The 12,586-nt window shown below is 63.4% G+C and carries 13 protein-coding genes; 6 read left to right on the top strand and 7 right to left on the bottom strand.

Going from position 1 to position 12,586, the window contains the following annotated elements; all coding sequences use genetic code 11:
* Positions 1-84: 84 nt before the first annotated feature.
* Positions 85-1,023, top strand: a complete 939-nt coding sequence (locus tag RIN79_RS02265) for a carbohydrate ABC transporter permease (protein ID WP_375165858.1) — start codon at positions 85-87, stop codon at positions 1,021-1,023.
* Positions 1,016-1,864, top strand: coding sequence for a carbohydrate ABC transporter permease (locus RIN79_RS02260; protein WP_309082988.1), 849 nt, complete (start codon positions 1,016-1,018; stop codon positions 1,862-1,864). Before RIN79_RS02265 ends, RIN79_RS02260 begins: the two co-directional genes overlap by 8 nt.
* 36 nt (positions 1,865-1,900) lie before the next feature.
* Here RIN79_RS02260 and RIN79_RS02255 read toward each other — a convergent pair whose 3' ends face one another.
* The 6 genes from RIN79_RS02255 to RIN79_RS02230 form a co-directional block, all read right to left on the bottom strand.
* Positions 1,901-3,040: a glycoside hydrolase family 88 protein gene (locus RIN79_RS02255; protein WP_309082987.1), complete on the bottom strand. Its 1,140-nt coding sequence runs from the start codon at positions 3,038-3,040 to the stop codon at positions 1,901-1,903.
* Between the two features lie 162 nt (positions 3,041-3,202).
* On the bottom strand, positions 3,203-4,465 hold the full coding sequence (locus tag RIN79_RS02250; RefSeq protein ID WP_309082986.1) for an ABC transporter substrate-binding protein: 1,263 nt from the start codon (positions 4,463-4,465) through the stop codon (positions 3,203-3,205).
* A gap of 1 nt (position 4,466) precedes the next feature.
* On the bottom strand, positions 4,467-5,618 hold the full coding sequence (locus RIN79_RS02245; RefSeq protein WP_309082985.1) for a sn-glycerol-3-phosphate ABC transporter ATP-binding protein UgpC: 1,152 nt from the start codon (positions 5,616-5,618) through the stop codon (positions 4,467-4,469).
* Between the two features lie 5 nt (positions 5,619-5,623).
* Positions 5,624-6,529, bottom strand: coding sequence for a carbohydrate ABC transporter permease (locus tag RIN79_RS02240; protein ID WP_309082984.1), 906 nt, complete (start codon positions 6,527-6,529; stop codon positions 5,624-5,626).
* A complete protein-coding gene (locus RIN79_RS02235) occupies positions 6,529-7,413 on the bottom strand; it encodes a sugar ABC transporter permease (RefSeq protein ID WP_309082983.1) in 885 nt (294 codons plus the stop codon). The genes RIN79_RS02240 and RIN79_RS02235 overlap by 1 nt, the downstream gene beginning before the upstream one ends.
* The gene (locus RIN79_RS02230; protein WP_309082982.1) at positions 7,413-7,553 is read right to left on the bottom strand and encodes a hypothetical protein; all 141 of its coding nucleotides are present in this window, start codon (positions 7,551-7,553) and stop codon (positions 7,413-7,415) included. Before RIN79_RS02230 ends, RIN79_RS02235 begins: the two co-directional genes overlap by 1 nt.
* Before the next feature lie 102 nt (positions 7,554-7,655).
* Here RIN79_RS02230 and RIN79_RS02225 point away from each other — a divergent pair, with 102 nt between their 5' ends.
* Positions 7,656-8,573 (top strand): AraC family transcriptional regulator, encoded by a 918-nt coding sequence (locus RIN79_RS02225; protein WP_309082981.1) that lies wholly within the window; start codon positions 7,656-7,658, stop codon positions 8,571-8,573.
* A gap of 43 nt (positions 8,574-8,616) precedes the next feature.
* Here the strand turns inward: RIN79_RS02225 and pobA are convergent, their stop codons facing one another.
* On the bottom strand, positions 8,617-9,786 hold the full coding sequence (gene pobA / locus RIN79_RS02220; RefSeq protein WP_309082980.1) for a 4-hydroxybenzoate 3-monooxygenase: 1,170 nt from the start codon (positions 9,784-9,786) through the stop codon (positions 8,617-8,619).
* Positions 9,787-9,879: 93 nt separating this feature from the next.
* On the opposite strand from pobA, the gene RIN79_RS02215 reads away from it, so the two are divergent.
* The 3 genes from RIN79_RS02215 to RIN79_RS02205 all read left to right on the top strand — a co-directional run bounded on the left by RIN79_RS02215 (position 9,880) and on the right by RIN79_RS02205 (position 12,576).
* Positions 9,880-10,746, top strand: coding sequence for a helix-turn-helix domain-containing protein (locus tag RIN79_RS02215; protein ID WP_309082979.1), 867 nt, complete (start codon positions 9,880-9,882; stop codon positions 10,744-10,746).
* A gap of 120 nt (positions 10,747-10,866) precedes the next feature.
* On the top strand, positions 10,867-11,427 hold the full coding sequence (hpaR, locus tag RIN79_RS02210) for a homoprotocatechuate degradation operon regulator HpaR (RefSeq protein ID WP_309082978.1): 561 nt from the start codon (positions 10,867-10,869) through the stop codon (positions 11,425-11,427).
* Positions 11,428-11,607: 180 nt separating this feature from the next.
* Positions 11,608-12,576: a fumarylacetoacetate hydrolase family protein gene (locus RIN79_RS02205; RefSeq protein ID WP_309082977.1), complete on the top strand. Its 969-nt coding sequence runs from the start codon at positions 11,608-11,610 to the stop codon at positions 12,574-12,576.
* Positions 12,577-12,586 lie beyond the last annotated feature (10 nt).

The following is a 12,586-nucleotide window of genomic DNA, read 5'->3' as shown; positions in this document are numbered from 1 at the left end:
CGTGCCGCCGCGAGCCCCCTGATCCCGACGCGCCCGCGGCGGCACGGCTCCAAGCGCGGGCGGAGATGACGAAGGCGAAGCGCCATGACCGATACCAGCGCCAATGCGGCAAGGCCGTTCCAACTGTCGCTGCCCCTGCGCGGCCTTGGCAAGCCGTCGACCATGGGAGGCCGCTGGCCGGTTCTGATCCTGTTTCTGCCGCCGGCGCTCCTGCTCTTCACCCTCTTCGTCATCCTGCCGATGGGGGAGGCGGCCTGGTACAGCTTCTATCACTGGAACGGCTACGGCGCGCCGGAACAGTTCGTCGGGCTTCGCAACTTCCAGGTGCTGTTCAACCACGGTGCCTTCGTTACAGCGCTCAAGAACAACGGTTTGATCATCCTGGTCTCGCTGGTCGTGCAGGTGCCGCTTGCCTTGTGGCTCGCCATGATGCTGGCGCATCGGATCCCCGGCGCCGTCACCTTCCGGCTGATCTTCTTCCTGCCCTATGTGCTTGCCGACGTGGCCGCGGGCCTGATCTGGCGCTTCGTCTACGATGGCGACTACGGGCTCTTTGCGGCGATCGCCGGGTTTCTCGGCGTGGAGTCGCCCTATGTGCTCGCCGACCGAAACCTCGCCATCTATGCCATCCTGGCCGTCGTCGTATGGAAGTATTTCGGCTTCCACATGATGCTCTTCATCGCCGGGCTGCAGGCCATGGACAAGAATGTGCTGGAAGCCGCCGAAATCGACGGCGCCACCGGATGGCAGAAGTTTCGCTATGTCACGCTGCCCCTTCTGGGCTCGACCGTCCGGCTATCCGTCTTCTTCGCCGTGATCGGCTCGCTGCAGCTCTTCGACATGATCATGCCGCTCACGGGCGGCGGCCCGTCCAACTCGACGCAGACCATGGTGACCTTCCTCTACACCTATGGGGTGATGCGCATGCAGGTGGGCTTCGGCAGCGCCATCGGCGTGGTGCTGTTCGTCATCTGTGTGACGCTCGCCTTCACCTATAAGCGGAGCGCGATGCGCAATGACTGACACAGGCTCGGCAGTCCCCGTCACGGTCGCCACGCGCGTCTATCTCTACGCCTCGCTTCTCATTGTGGCGGCGCTCGTGCTGATACCGCTGGTCACCACCGTGCTGGGCGGCTTCAAGACGCTCGGCGACCTGCGGACGAACCCGTTCGGCCTGCCCGGCGAATGGCAGGTGCAGAACTACACCGACATACTCTTCAGTCAGCGCTATTGGCGCCAGATGGGCAATTCTCTGCTGATCGCGTTGCTGACGGTGAGCCTCACCATCATCGTGGCGTCGATGGCGGCCTTCGCCCTTGCCCATGTGAAATTCTTCGGCGCCAACGCGCTGGTCAACTACTTCCTCATCGGGCTGATGTTCCCGGCCGCGACGGCCATCCTGCCGCTCTTCATCCGCATCCGCGATCTGGGGCTCCTCGACACTTACTGGGGCGTCGTCCTGCCCCAGGTGGCCTTCGGCCTGGCGGTCAGCATCCTTCTCTTCCGCAACTATTTCCGAAACCTGCCCTCGGAGCTGTTCGACGCCGCTTTTGTCGACGGCTGCGGTTATATCCGCTTCTTCTGGCATGTCACCCTGCCGCTCTCGCGGCCGATGATCGCCACGGTCGGCATCATCTCCTTCGTCGGCAGCTGGAACAGCTATATCGTCCCGCTCATCATGCTCAATACGGAGGAGAAATATCCCTGGCCGCTCGGCATCATGGTCTATCGCGGCGAGTATTCCACCGACTGGCACCTGATCCTGGCTTTCATCACCCTCACCATCGCGCCAACGGTGATCGCCTTCCTGCTTGCGCAAAAGCACATCATTGCAGGTTTGACGGCCGGTGCGGTCAAAGCCTGAGGAAAATTGACCTGTTCCTTTCCGGTCCGGCGTCTCCTAGGCAGGCGTACCAAAGGCGGCGTTGGCATCCGGCTGCCGCAACGCTTCCTGTTTCTTCGCCGCGCGTAGCGCTTCGGCCTTGGCCATCATCAGCGGTCCGACGCCTTTGGCGTCGTCATCCACCACGGGCTCCGTCAGGTAATAGCCGGCGCTGCCGTCGCGATAGGTGCCGGAAAAGCCGCCCAGTCCGGCCACCTGGCAAATGCCGGTCAGATGGGCCTTGCCGTCCTTGCCTTTCACAAGGCGGCCCTGCGCGAGCGCTTGCAGGCTCTCCCGGCCGGCCGCGAGAAACTCGCCGGAACCATCCAGCCGGCCCGCCTTGATGAGTGCGTAGGCCAACATCGCCGTCGCCGAGCTCTCCGCATAATTGCCGGGCAGCTCGGGCCGGTCGATCACCTGCAGCCACATGGCATTTTGCGTGCGAAGTTGCACCAGGCGCCGCAGCAATGCGGTCGTCTCCTCGGCTATTCCAGCCTGGGCCGCGCCCTTCTTCCCAACAAGCTCGGCAATGTCGACCAGGGCCATGGACAGCCAGCCGAGCGCCCGGCCCCAATGTGATGGCGAGCGCCCGGTGAACGGGTCGGCCCATTTCTGACTGCGGCTTTCATCATAACCATGGGCATAAAGGCCGGCTTCGGCCACATGGGTCAGGCACAGGGCCGTGTGGATCTGTGCAAGGGCGTCCTCCACCAGCGCATCCTCGCCGGTGAGCTGGCCGTATTCGATCTGGAACGGAAGCCCCATATAAAGCCCGTCCAGCCAGACCTGCCACGGATAGATCTTCTTGTGCCAATAGACGCGTGATTTCGTGCGCGGATGCGCGGCAAGCTGGCGGGCCAGAAGTTGCGCGCCAAGCAGATATTTTTCCTCGCCTGTCAGCCGATAAAGATAGATCAGCGCGCGGCCGGAGAGGATGTTGTCGATGTTGAATTCCTGGATGGAGTAGCCGGCGAGTTCGCCGCGGGGGGAGACCTGCGCGTCCACCAGCCGCTTCAGATGTGCCGCCCAGCGCTCCTCGCCGGTCGCCAGGTGCAGAAGGGCGAGGCCGCGATAGATGCAGCCATCCTCGTAGCACCAGGCGCCGCCTTTATAGGGGCTGTAGGCGGACACGTAGCTCTCGAAATAGTCCATCAGCATGTGCAAAACCCGGGGGCGGAGGGTAATCTTTGAAGCACTACTCAAACCAGGCTGGAGCCGCATCAGTCCGAGCCCAGACACAATCGGCCCGGCCGGTTTCTCTGATCCGGTCCACAAATCCTTGGAGGGGCGGCAGCCGGAGGTCCAGCTGCCGCTTTGGTCTTAGAATTCTTCAAGCACCCCGTTGATGCCGTCGATAATCTCCGTGGCGGCATCGGCCGCCGAGGTCTGACCATAGGCGAAGGATTCCAGCGTACCCTCGAAGATCTCGCGGATTTCCGGATGCTCGTTGAACGGCGACACAGCCGGGCCTTCGGCCTCCATGACGAATTTGTGCGCCTCGATCAGGCTCTCCGGGATTGCCCCGTTCTCGGCAAGCATTTGCGCGGCGACGCGGCTCGTCGGTATGCCCCTTGTATCACGCAGCGCCATGATTCCCTCCGGCTCGTTCAGCAGGCAGTTGACGATCTGCGCCGCCGCTTCCGGGTCCTTGCTGCGCGTGGAGATGGAGAAGACCATGGAGGGCTTGCGGTAGACGCCCTCTGTCACTGCGCCGTCGACCTTCAGGAGCTTTACCGGAAGGAGCTCCTGTCCCTCCTGCAGCGGATCGGCAAACTGCGTGTATGTGGAGTCCCACTCGTAGGAGCCGGCAATTCTTCCTTCTGACCACATGGGAAGCTGGTCAAGCTGGACCTCGCCTTCCGAAGCCCACTCCTTCCACGGCCGAACCACGCCTTGGTCGACCAGGCGCTGATAGAACTCGATCCCCTTCTGCAGCTCCTCCGGTGTCCAGCTCACCTGTTTGGTGGCCGGATCGATCAGGTCCTTGCCCGTCATCTGCGTCGTTACCAGGGAGATGATGAGGAGCGCGTTCAGATCGGCCGCATGGAAGGGATAGTAGTCAGCGCCCAGCTTTTCCTTGAATACGGGTGCCGCGGCGATGAGCTCTTCCCAAGAGGCCGGCAGCGAAAGCCCTGCCTTCTCGAATGTCGTCTTGTTGAAGAAGAAGACGCGGCCCGTAGTCGAGATGGGCAAGCCATTGAGCTTGCCGTTCATCACGCCGGCCTGGAGCTGCTCCTCCGGCCACTGGCTCAGATCGATGATGTGCTTGTACTCGTTGAGATCCGCAAAACCGGACCCGTCGAGCGAAAACAGCGGCAGCCACGGCCAGTTTATCTGCATGATGTCGGCCTCGGTGCCGCCGGCAAGCTGCGTCGTCACTTTCTCCTGGTGCCCTGTCCAGCCCGTAAATTCCGGCTGGATCGTATGGCCGTGCTTCTCGCCGCAGACCTTCAGCGCCTCCTGTGTAGCTACGTGGCGGCTGTCGCCGCCCCACCAGGACATCCGCAGGCTTGCCGCCTCCGCCGCGCCCGCTGCAAGCCCGAGCGTCATGATGACGCCCAGTGCCGTCGCCGTATTCCTCATCTTATCCTCCCAGTTTGCTTGCGTTTCCGGTTGTCGCCGAGAGACTCACATTGGTGCCTGTCTCCCGATCGAACACATGGACCGCTTCCTCGCGCGGCTTCAGCCTGATGCGCTCGTCGGCAATATCGGCGGGGTCGTAGCGGTCGGACGGTACGACGACGACCAGACGCGCCCCGCCCACCTCCACATGGAGGTAGACCTCGTGGCCCATGAACTCTAGATGCGACACGCGGCCCTCGAGCGCGTTATCCTCGCCCCGCCCCGCGATTGAAAAATGCTGCGGTCGGATTCCCACCGTCACGGCTTCGCCGTCGCGCGCTGTGAGGCGGCTGGCCAGATCCTCGCCGAAGGCGAGCGTCTGGCCGGCGATGTTGATCCGCAGGCTGCCGTTTCTGGCAAGGCTCCCGTCGACAAGGTTCATTTCCGGGCTGCCGATGAAGCCGGCCACGAAGGTGTTCTCCGGGCGGTTGTAAAGCGTGACGGGATCGGCGACCTGCATGATGCGGCCGTCCTTCATCACGCAGATGCGGTCGCCCATGGTCATCGCCTCTGTCTGGTCATGGGTGACGTAGACCACGGTCGAGGAAAGCCCGTCCTGCTTGAGACGCTTGTGCAGGTCAGTGATGCGCACGCGCATCGAAGCGCGCAGCTTTGCGTCGAGATTGGATAGCGGCTCGTCGAACAGGAAGATGTCGGGCTTCTTGATCAGCGCCCGGCCGACAGCGACGCGCTGGGCCTGGCCGCCGGAAAGCTGCTTCGGAAGCCGCTCGAGCAATTCGCCGATCTCCAGGATGCCGGCCACCGCGCGGGTCGCATCCTCGATCTCGGGCTTGGGCCGGCGCTTGAGCTTCAGGCTGAAGGCGAGATTGTTGCGCACCTTCATATGCGGGTAGAGCGCGTAATTCTGGAACACCATCGAAACGCCGCGCTGGCCCGGCGCCAGGTTGTTGACCACGCGCTCGCCAATGCGGATCTCGCCGCCGGTAATGGTCTCCAGGCCGGCGATCATCCTGAGCGTCGTGGACTTGGCGCAGCCCGACGGGCCGACGAGCACCATGAACTCGCCGTCGTTCACGTCGAGGCTGATGCCGTGCACGGCCTTGAAGGCGTTTCCGTAGACCTTTTCGAGGTTCCTGATCTGCAGCCGGGCCATGATTCCTATCCCTTCAGTCCGCCGGTGGAGATGCCCTCGATGAAGTATTTCTGGGCGAGGAAGAACACGGTGAGCGAGGGAACGAGCGCCAGCACCGACATGGCCAGGATGCTGTTCCACTGGAATGCCTCGGTCGTGTCGATCGACAGTTTCAGCGCCAGGGACACCGGATATTTGTCGACCGAGGACAGGTAGATGAGAGGGCCGAGGAAATCGTTCATGGTCCACATGAACTGGAACAGGCAGACCGAGATCAGCGCCGGCGCCAGCATGGGCACCACGATGAAAAGCAGCGTCTGCCACGTGTTGGCGCCGTCGACGCGGGCAGCTTCCTCCATGTCGCGCGGGATGGCGCGCAGGAACTGCACCAGCATGAAGACAAAGAAGGCGTCCCCCGCCAGGGCAGAGGGCACCCAGAGCGGCAGGAACGTGTCGAGCCAGCCCATGTCGCGGAAGAGCAGATATTGCGGGATGCGCGTCACCACATTGGGCAGGAGCAGTGTGGCGATGAGGCTCGCGAAGAGGATGCGCTTGCCCGGAAAATCGAAGCGCGCGAAGCCGTAGGCGACCGCCGTGCAGGAGATCGCGGTGCCGATCGTCTTGGGCAGGATGATCAGGAATGTGTTCCAGAAGAACGTGGCGAAGGTGTATGGCGTGGAGGTCTGCCAGCCCCTGATATAGCCGTCGAGGGTCGGATTGAGCGGGATGAAACCGGGGTTGGAGAAGATCTCGGCATTGGTCTTGAAGGAGGCGCCGATCAGCCAAATCAGCGGGTAGAGCATGATGAACCCCACCGCCGCGAGCACCGCGTAGCGGACCGCGGAGGAGACTGCGTGGATGCGGCGCCCTTCAGCAAGCGTCCGGTCGATGTCGACGTCGCGCGGGGAGGCGATTGCAGCTTGCTCGGCCATCAGCTTCTCTTGTCCCCGGCGTAGTAGACCCAGTGCCGCGACGACCAGAAGGCGATCAGCGTCAGCACCATGATGATGGCGAACAGCACCCAGGCGAGCGCGGACGCGTATCCCATGTCGAATTTGTGAAAGGCTTCCTCATAGATATAGAGGGGGAGCAGATAGGTCGCTTTCAGCGGCCCGCCGGCGGTGATCACATAAGGCCCGTTGAACTCCTGGAAGGCCTGGACCATCTGCATCACCAGGTTGAAGAAGATCACCGGCGTGATCAGCGGCAGGGTGATGTAGAAGAAGGTGTGCCACTTGCCGGCGCCGTCTATGGACGCGGCCTCATAGAGCGTCTTGTCGATGCTCTGCAGTGCGGCGAGGAAGATCACCATGGCCGAGCCGAACTGCCACAGCCGCAGAAGCGTGATCGTGAAGAGCGCGTTGTTCGGGTCGCCGAACCAGTTGACCGGCTCGCCGCCGAGACCCGTGATCACCATGTTCACCAGGCCCTGGTCGGCGAAGATATAGCGCCAGAGCACCGCCACGGCGATCGATCCGCCGAGGATCGACGGCACGTAGTAGGCGGTGCGGAAGAAGTTTATGAATTTCAGCCGGTAGTTCAGGATGTATGCGATGAAGAGCGCGAAGGCGAGCTTCAGCGGCACCGTCATGAAGACGTAGAGAAGCGTCACCGACAGCGACTTCCTGAAGGTGCGGTCGCGTGTGGCAAGCTCGACATAGTTGTCGAGGCCGGACCAGCGCGGCGCGTTGATCAGGTTGTAGTCGGTGAAGCTCAGATAGAAGGAGGCGACGAAGGGGATCGCCGTGAAGATCAAGAGCCCGGCGACATAGGGCGAGATATAGACCAGGCCCAGATATCTGCTGTCGCCGCCCATCAGCCAGCCACTCCCGCGGCGGGGGTGAGCGCGCCTGTGCCGGCCTTCAGGATTTCGGTACCTGCGAAATGATGCATGTGGCTTTGCCGGATGGCACTGGCCGCTTTCGGCCATGAGGCCGAATCCCGGTCGGCGGCCATCAATTCCTCCCAGAACCGCGCGATTTCGCGCTTTGCCGCAATGGATGAAGCTACTATCCTGCCGGAGGACCCGGTTTAGAATTGACGAATCCGGAAAAAAGGATGGACAAAACAGAAGGTGGCGTGCTGGCGGGCATTCCCGAAAATGCCCTAAAGCTCACGCTGACGCGCTCGACCATCAAAATGCAGCATTCGCCCACTTGGCGCGTCGACAAGTTGAACACGGTGCACGACCTCGTCGTGTGCCTCAGCGGCAGCGGCAGCTACATCATGGACGATGCGGCCTATACGCTTACGCCGGGGGACGCCATGCTGATCCCGGCCGGCAGCCGCTTCGTGGGCTGGCACGCGTCGGGCGAGGCCTATACGGGCGTCGCCCAGCATTTCACGCTCGACCTCTTCGGCAAGCACGACCTCCTGTCGCAGATGGAGTACAACAGGACCGTGCGCTTCTCGCGCTGGCAGATACTCGAGCCGGTGGTGCGCTACTACCACGCCATCGCGCCCGCCTCCTCGACGACGCTCCTGCAGCACCATCTCTTCATGTTCATCCTGATCGAGTTCCTGGAGGATGCCTTCATCGCCTGGAAGACGCAGACCGCCGCGGCGATGGGCGGAGCAGAGGGCATCTCGCTCGCCATCATGCTGGCCGCCGCGCAGATCACGGCCGATCCGCTCGACGACGACATCGCCGACCGCGTGGTTGCCGCCGCGCCTTACAATCCCGATTATTTCAAGCGCGAATTCCGCCGGCAGATCGGCTGGACCCCGAAGAAGTTCCAGGAGTTCAAGCGCATGGAACGAGCGATGAACCTGCTTGCCAGCGGCAAGGCCGTGATAGAGACGGCCGCGCTGGTCGGCTATTCGGACGTCTACTATTTCTCGCGCATGTTCAAGCGCCACATCGGCACCAGCCCGTCGGGCTACAAGCTCGCCATGAAGGAAAGCCAGGAAGGGAAGTTCCCGCGCGGCGAGGAGGACGGGCAGATCATCTATCCGCTGGTCGAGCGGGTGGAGTAGCCGCGGCCGGGAAGACGGGGCGGGGAAAAATCCCGGCGGCAACCTATCCCGGCAGCCCGGTATAGTTCTCCGCCAGGCTCTCCTGCGCCGCGCGGGAGGAGGCGAGATAGTCGAACTCGGCCCGCTGGATGCGCCGGCCGAAGGGGCCGGTCTCCGGGAATGTGTGCAGGAGCGAGGTCATCCACCAGGAAAAGCGCTCCGTCTTCCAGGTCCGTGCGAGCACGCGGCTGGAATAGGCGTCGATCCCGGCATCGGATTTTTCGGCGTAATGCTCGATCAGCGCCTCGGCCAGGATGCGCACGTCGTGGAAGGCCATGTTGAGTCCCTTGGCGCCGGTCGGCGGCACGATATGGGCGGCGTCCCCGGCCAGGAAAAGCCGCCCGAAACGCAACGGTTCGGCCACGAGGCTCCTCAGCGGCGCGATCGACTTCTCGATGCTCGGCCCGGTCTGCAGCCTTTCCGCCACGTCGGGATTGAGCCGCGCGCGCAACTCGTCCCAGAAGCGCCCGTCGGGCCAGGCCTCCACCTTCTCGCCCGCATCCACCTGCACATAATAGCGGCTGCGGGTGTGCGAGCGCATCGAACAGAGCGCGAAGCCGCGTTGGTGGTGGGCATAGATCAGTTCGTCGGCAACCGGCGGCTTGTCCACCAGTACGCCCAGCCAGCCGAAGGGATAGACGCGCTCGAAGGTCTGCACCGCATCTTCCGGAACGCTCGACCGCGAAACGCCGTGCGAGCCGTCGCAGCCGGCGATGAAGTCGCAGGCGATCTCCCGCGAGACCCCGTCCTTGACGTAGCGCACCTTCGGGCTCGCGCCGCCGAAATCGTGCAGGCTCACATCGCCCGCCTTATAGATCGTCACTGCGCCCGAGGCGGCGCGTGCGTCCATCAAATCCTTGGTGACCTCCGTCTGGCCGTAGATCATCACCTTGCGGCCGATCAGGTCCTGGAAGTCGATGCGCAGCATGTCACCGTCGAAGGAGAGTTCCACGCCATCATGCGGGATGCCTTCCTTGCGCATCCGCTCGCCCACGCCGATCTCGTCCAGAAGCTCCACCGAGCTTTGCTCGAGCACGCCGGCGCGGATGCGGCCGAGCACATAGTCGGCGCTGCGGCGTTCGAGGATGACCGCATCGATCCCGGCACGCTCCAGGAGCCGCCCCAGCGTCAGTCCGGCCGGCCCGGCCCCGATGATCACCACCTGCGTCCGCATCTGCGCTCCGCTTCCTCTATACAGGCGAAAGGGTGAGGCGCGCGCACGAAAAAGCCAATGGACAGAGCGGGCAAAGACTTGGATGATCGGAACATGAATTTCATCCCGATCTACGCACTCTATGGCGAAGAGCGCTACCCCGAAGAGGCCGATTGGCTCCATTGGGAGACGATCACTTCGCGCAGCCGGCTCTACGGCTTTCGCATCGCGCCGCACAGGCACGAGCAGTTCTTCCAGATCCTGTTGCTGAGAAAGGGCCGCGCACAGGCGCTGATCGACGGCGAGAGCTTTCAGCTGGCGCCGCTTTCCGTGGTGGCAGTGCCCCCGCTCTGCGTGCATGGCTATGAGTTCAGCGAGGATGTGGAGGGGATCGTGCTCACCCTTTTCGAAAGGGAGGTGCGCGGGTTGCTGGCCGACGCGCCGGAGGTAGGAGATGCGCTGCTGAGGCCCTCGGTCACCACCGCCCGCGAGGAGGAGGATGGCGCGGCGGAGTTGCACAATGCGATCCGCGGCCTCATCCGCGAAGCGGACCGGCCGGCGCCGGGCAGGTCCGCGGCGCTCAGGGCGCGCATCCTGCTGGTCCTCCTTTCCGTCTTCCGCCTTGGCGCCGGCGAGGCGCCCCGGCAGACGGACGGGATGGGCCGCGCGGGCCAGCTCGCCCGCGCCTTCCAGGCGCTCGTGGAGCGTGACTATCGGGACACGCGCTCTGTCCCGCATTATGCACGCGAGCTCGGCGTCACGCCCACGCATCTCAACCGCGTGTGCCGCCAAGTCCTCGGCCGCTCGGCGCTCTCGCTCATCGAGCGGAGGATCATCCTTGAGGCAAAGCGCTACCTCCAGTTCTCGACATTGAGCGTCAAGGAGATCGGCATCCTCCTCGGCTATCCCGACCCGGCCTATTTCTCCCGCTTCTTCCTAAAGGCCGCCGGCGTTCCGCCCAGCCGCTTCCGCAGATGGTAAATAAGTGAAGTTTTTTTGCCCCTGGCGCTGTTTCGGCTGGCCCAGAGCCGGTTTTTCGTTGCTCTCGTCCGTGCACGCGCCTATCCTTTTGCAAACTCCCGGCAGAAAAAGAGAGAGCGGATGAGCGAGATAGTTGGCGGGCGGGTGAAAGTGCGCCTGCGCAGCTTTTCCAGGTCGCTTCCCATGTCCCTGCTGCGCGCCCGCGAAGCCGTGATGAACCGCTTCCGCTCCTCCTTGCGGCTCTTCAACATCACGGAGCAGCAATGGCGCGTGCTGCGCGCCCTCAGCTCTGTGGAGGCAATGGAGGTGACGGCGCTCGCGGAAGCCACCTGCCTTCTTGCGCCGTCGCTCTCGCGCATCGTCAATGACATGGAGGAGCGCGGCCTCGTCAAAAGAAGCACGGTTCCGCAGGACCTGCGCCGCACGCTCGTCTCGATCACGCCCAAAGGCTACATGCTGATCGACGCGGTGGCCCCCTATTCAGAGAGCATCTATGGCGAGATCACGCGCGTCTTCGGCGAGGAGAAGATGGAGCTCCTGCAGTCGCTTCTGAAGGAACTCGCGCAGGAGCTCGATAAGCTGCCTCCCATCGTCTATCCCGAGAATGAGCTCAGCCCCGAGATCAGCCAGCTCAGCAGCGGGCAGCAGCGAGGCCGTCCCAAAAGCGCGGTCCGCGGCTGACACGCGGGAAGCTGGCCGCGGCGCGCCACCCCGAAAGATCACATTTATGAGCCCCTGCTGCCTGCAAGGCGAGGCTTCATCTCGCCGCCCCTACCTATTTTATTAATATGTTTAGCATCGTGCTTGACAGCCAGGAAGACCCAACACTATCACAGGCCGGTTGCGCACGAAGGGTACAGGATGAAGCTCGCCAGCTTTCGCTATGCGGAGAAGGAAAGGATCGGCTTCGAGGCAGACAGCGCGCTGGTCGACCTTAACGCTGCGCTGGAGGCGCTGGGCAGGCCCGAGCGCTTCCACGACATGATGGCGTTCATCGCGGATGGCGAGCCGGCGCTTGAAGCGGCGCGCGCGGCGCAGCGCTTCATTGCCGGCAATGCCGCCTCGGTCGAGCGTATCCCGCTGGCGGAGGTGTCCTGGCATCCGCCCGTCCGCCGGCCCTACAAGATCTGCGGCATCGCCATGAACAATTCGGCGAGCGATGCACGCAAGATCAGCGCGCCGGACCACCCGCTCTTCTTCCTGAAGCCGGCCTCCTGCCTTATCGGGCATCGCGAAGCGATCGAGGTGCGCGACTATTACGGCAGCGTGCATCCGGAGCCCGAACTGGCGGTGGTGATCTCCAGGATTTGCAGGGACGTGCCGGTCTCCGAGGCCCTCGACTGCGTCTTCGGCTACACGATCTTCAACGACGTCACCGGCAACGGGATGCGCAGCGAGGACATGGTGCATTACTACGCGCTCTACCCCTCGAAGGACGATCCGAACCAGCTCGAGCGTCGCGAACAGCACCTTTCCTATACGGCGCGCTACAAGGGCTCCGACACGTTCGGCCCGATGGGGCCGTATCTGGTCACCAGGGACGAGGTCGCCGACCCGCATGCGCTCGAGGTGCGCTGCTGGCACAAGGACGAGCTCATCGCCGAGGATTCCACCGCCTACTACACCTATTCGATCCCCGAGGTGATCGCCTATATCACGCGCTTCCACACTCTGTGGCCGGGGGACGTCATCGCGCTCGGCACAGCCTTCCGTCCGGGCGCCGGCGGCAGGCGCAGCCTGCACACGGCCAATGTCACCGCGCTCGGCGGGCCAGTCGCGATCGAGATCACCGGCCTCGGCCGGCTCGAAAACCCCGTCCGCAAGGTTTAGGGGCGCCCGC

This window comes from Chelativorans sp., assembly GCF_031180965.1.
GTDB lineage: Bacteria > Pseudomonadota > Alphaproteobacteria > Rhizobiales > Rhizobiaceae > Chelativorans.
Note: the sequence above shows the minus strand (reverse complement) of the source record. Positions and strands in the feature narration are given on the sequence as shown.

Coding starts and splice junctions, on each gene's coding strand:
- RIN79_RS02255 (WP_309082987.1), bottom strand. CDS start 3,040: ATGCTGATGGACTATTTCGAGAGCTACGTGTCCGCCTACAGCCCCTAT.
- pobA (WP_309082980.1), bottom strand. CDS start 9,786: ATGCGGACGCAGGTGGTGATCATCGGGGCCGGGCCGGCCGGACTGACG.
- RIN79_RS02215 (WP_309082979.1), top strand. CDS start 9,880: ATGAATTTCATCCCGATCTACGCACTCTATGGCGAAGAGCGCTACCCC.
- hpaR (WP_309082978.1), top strand. CDS start 10,867: ATGAGCGAGATAGTTGGCGGGCGGGTGAAAGTGCGCCTGCGCAGCTTT.
- RIN79_RS02230 (WP_309082982.1), bottom strand. CDS start 7,553: ATGGCCGCCGACCGGGATTCGGCCTCATGGCCGAAAGCGGCCAGTGCC.
- RIN79_RS02205 (WP_309082977.1), top strand. CDS start 11,608: ATGAAGCTCGCCAGCTTTCGCTATGCGGAGAAGGAAAGGATCGGCTTC.
- RIN79_RS02240 (WP_309082984.1), bottom strand. CDS start 6,529: ATGGCCGAGCAAGCTGCAATCGCCTCCCCGCGCGACGTCGACATCGAC.
- RIN79_RS02260 (WP_309082988.1), top strand. CDS start 1,016: ATGACTGACACAGGCTCGGCAGTCCCCGTCACGGTCGCCACGCGCGTC.
- RIN79_RS02235 (WP_309082983.1), bottom strand. CDS start 7,413: ATGGGCGGCGACAGCAGATATCTGGGCCTGGTCTATATCTCGCCCTAT.
- RIN79_RS02245 (WP_309082985.1), bottom strand. CDS start 5,618: ATGGCCCGGCTGCAGATCAGGAACCTCGAAAAGGTCTACGGAAACGCC.
- RIN79_RS02265 (WP_375165858.1), top strand. CDS start 85: ATGACCGATACCAGCGCCAATGCGGCAAGGCCGTTCCAACTGTCGCTG.
- RIN79_RS02250 (WP_309082986.1), bottom strand. CDS start 4,465: ATGAGGAATACGGCGACGGCACTGGGCGTCATCATGACGCTCGGGCTT.
- RIN79_RS02225 (WP_309082981.1), top strand. CDS start 7,656: ATGGACAAAACAGAAGGTGGCGTGCTGGCGGGCATTCCCGAAAATGCC.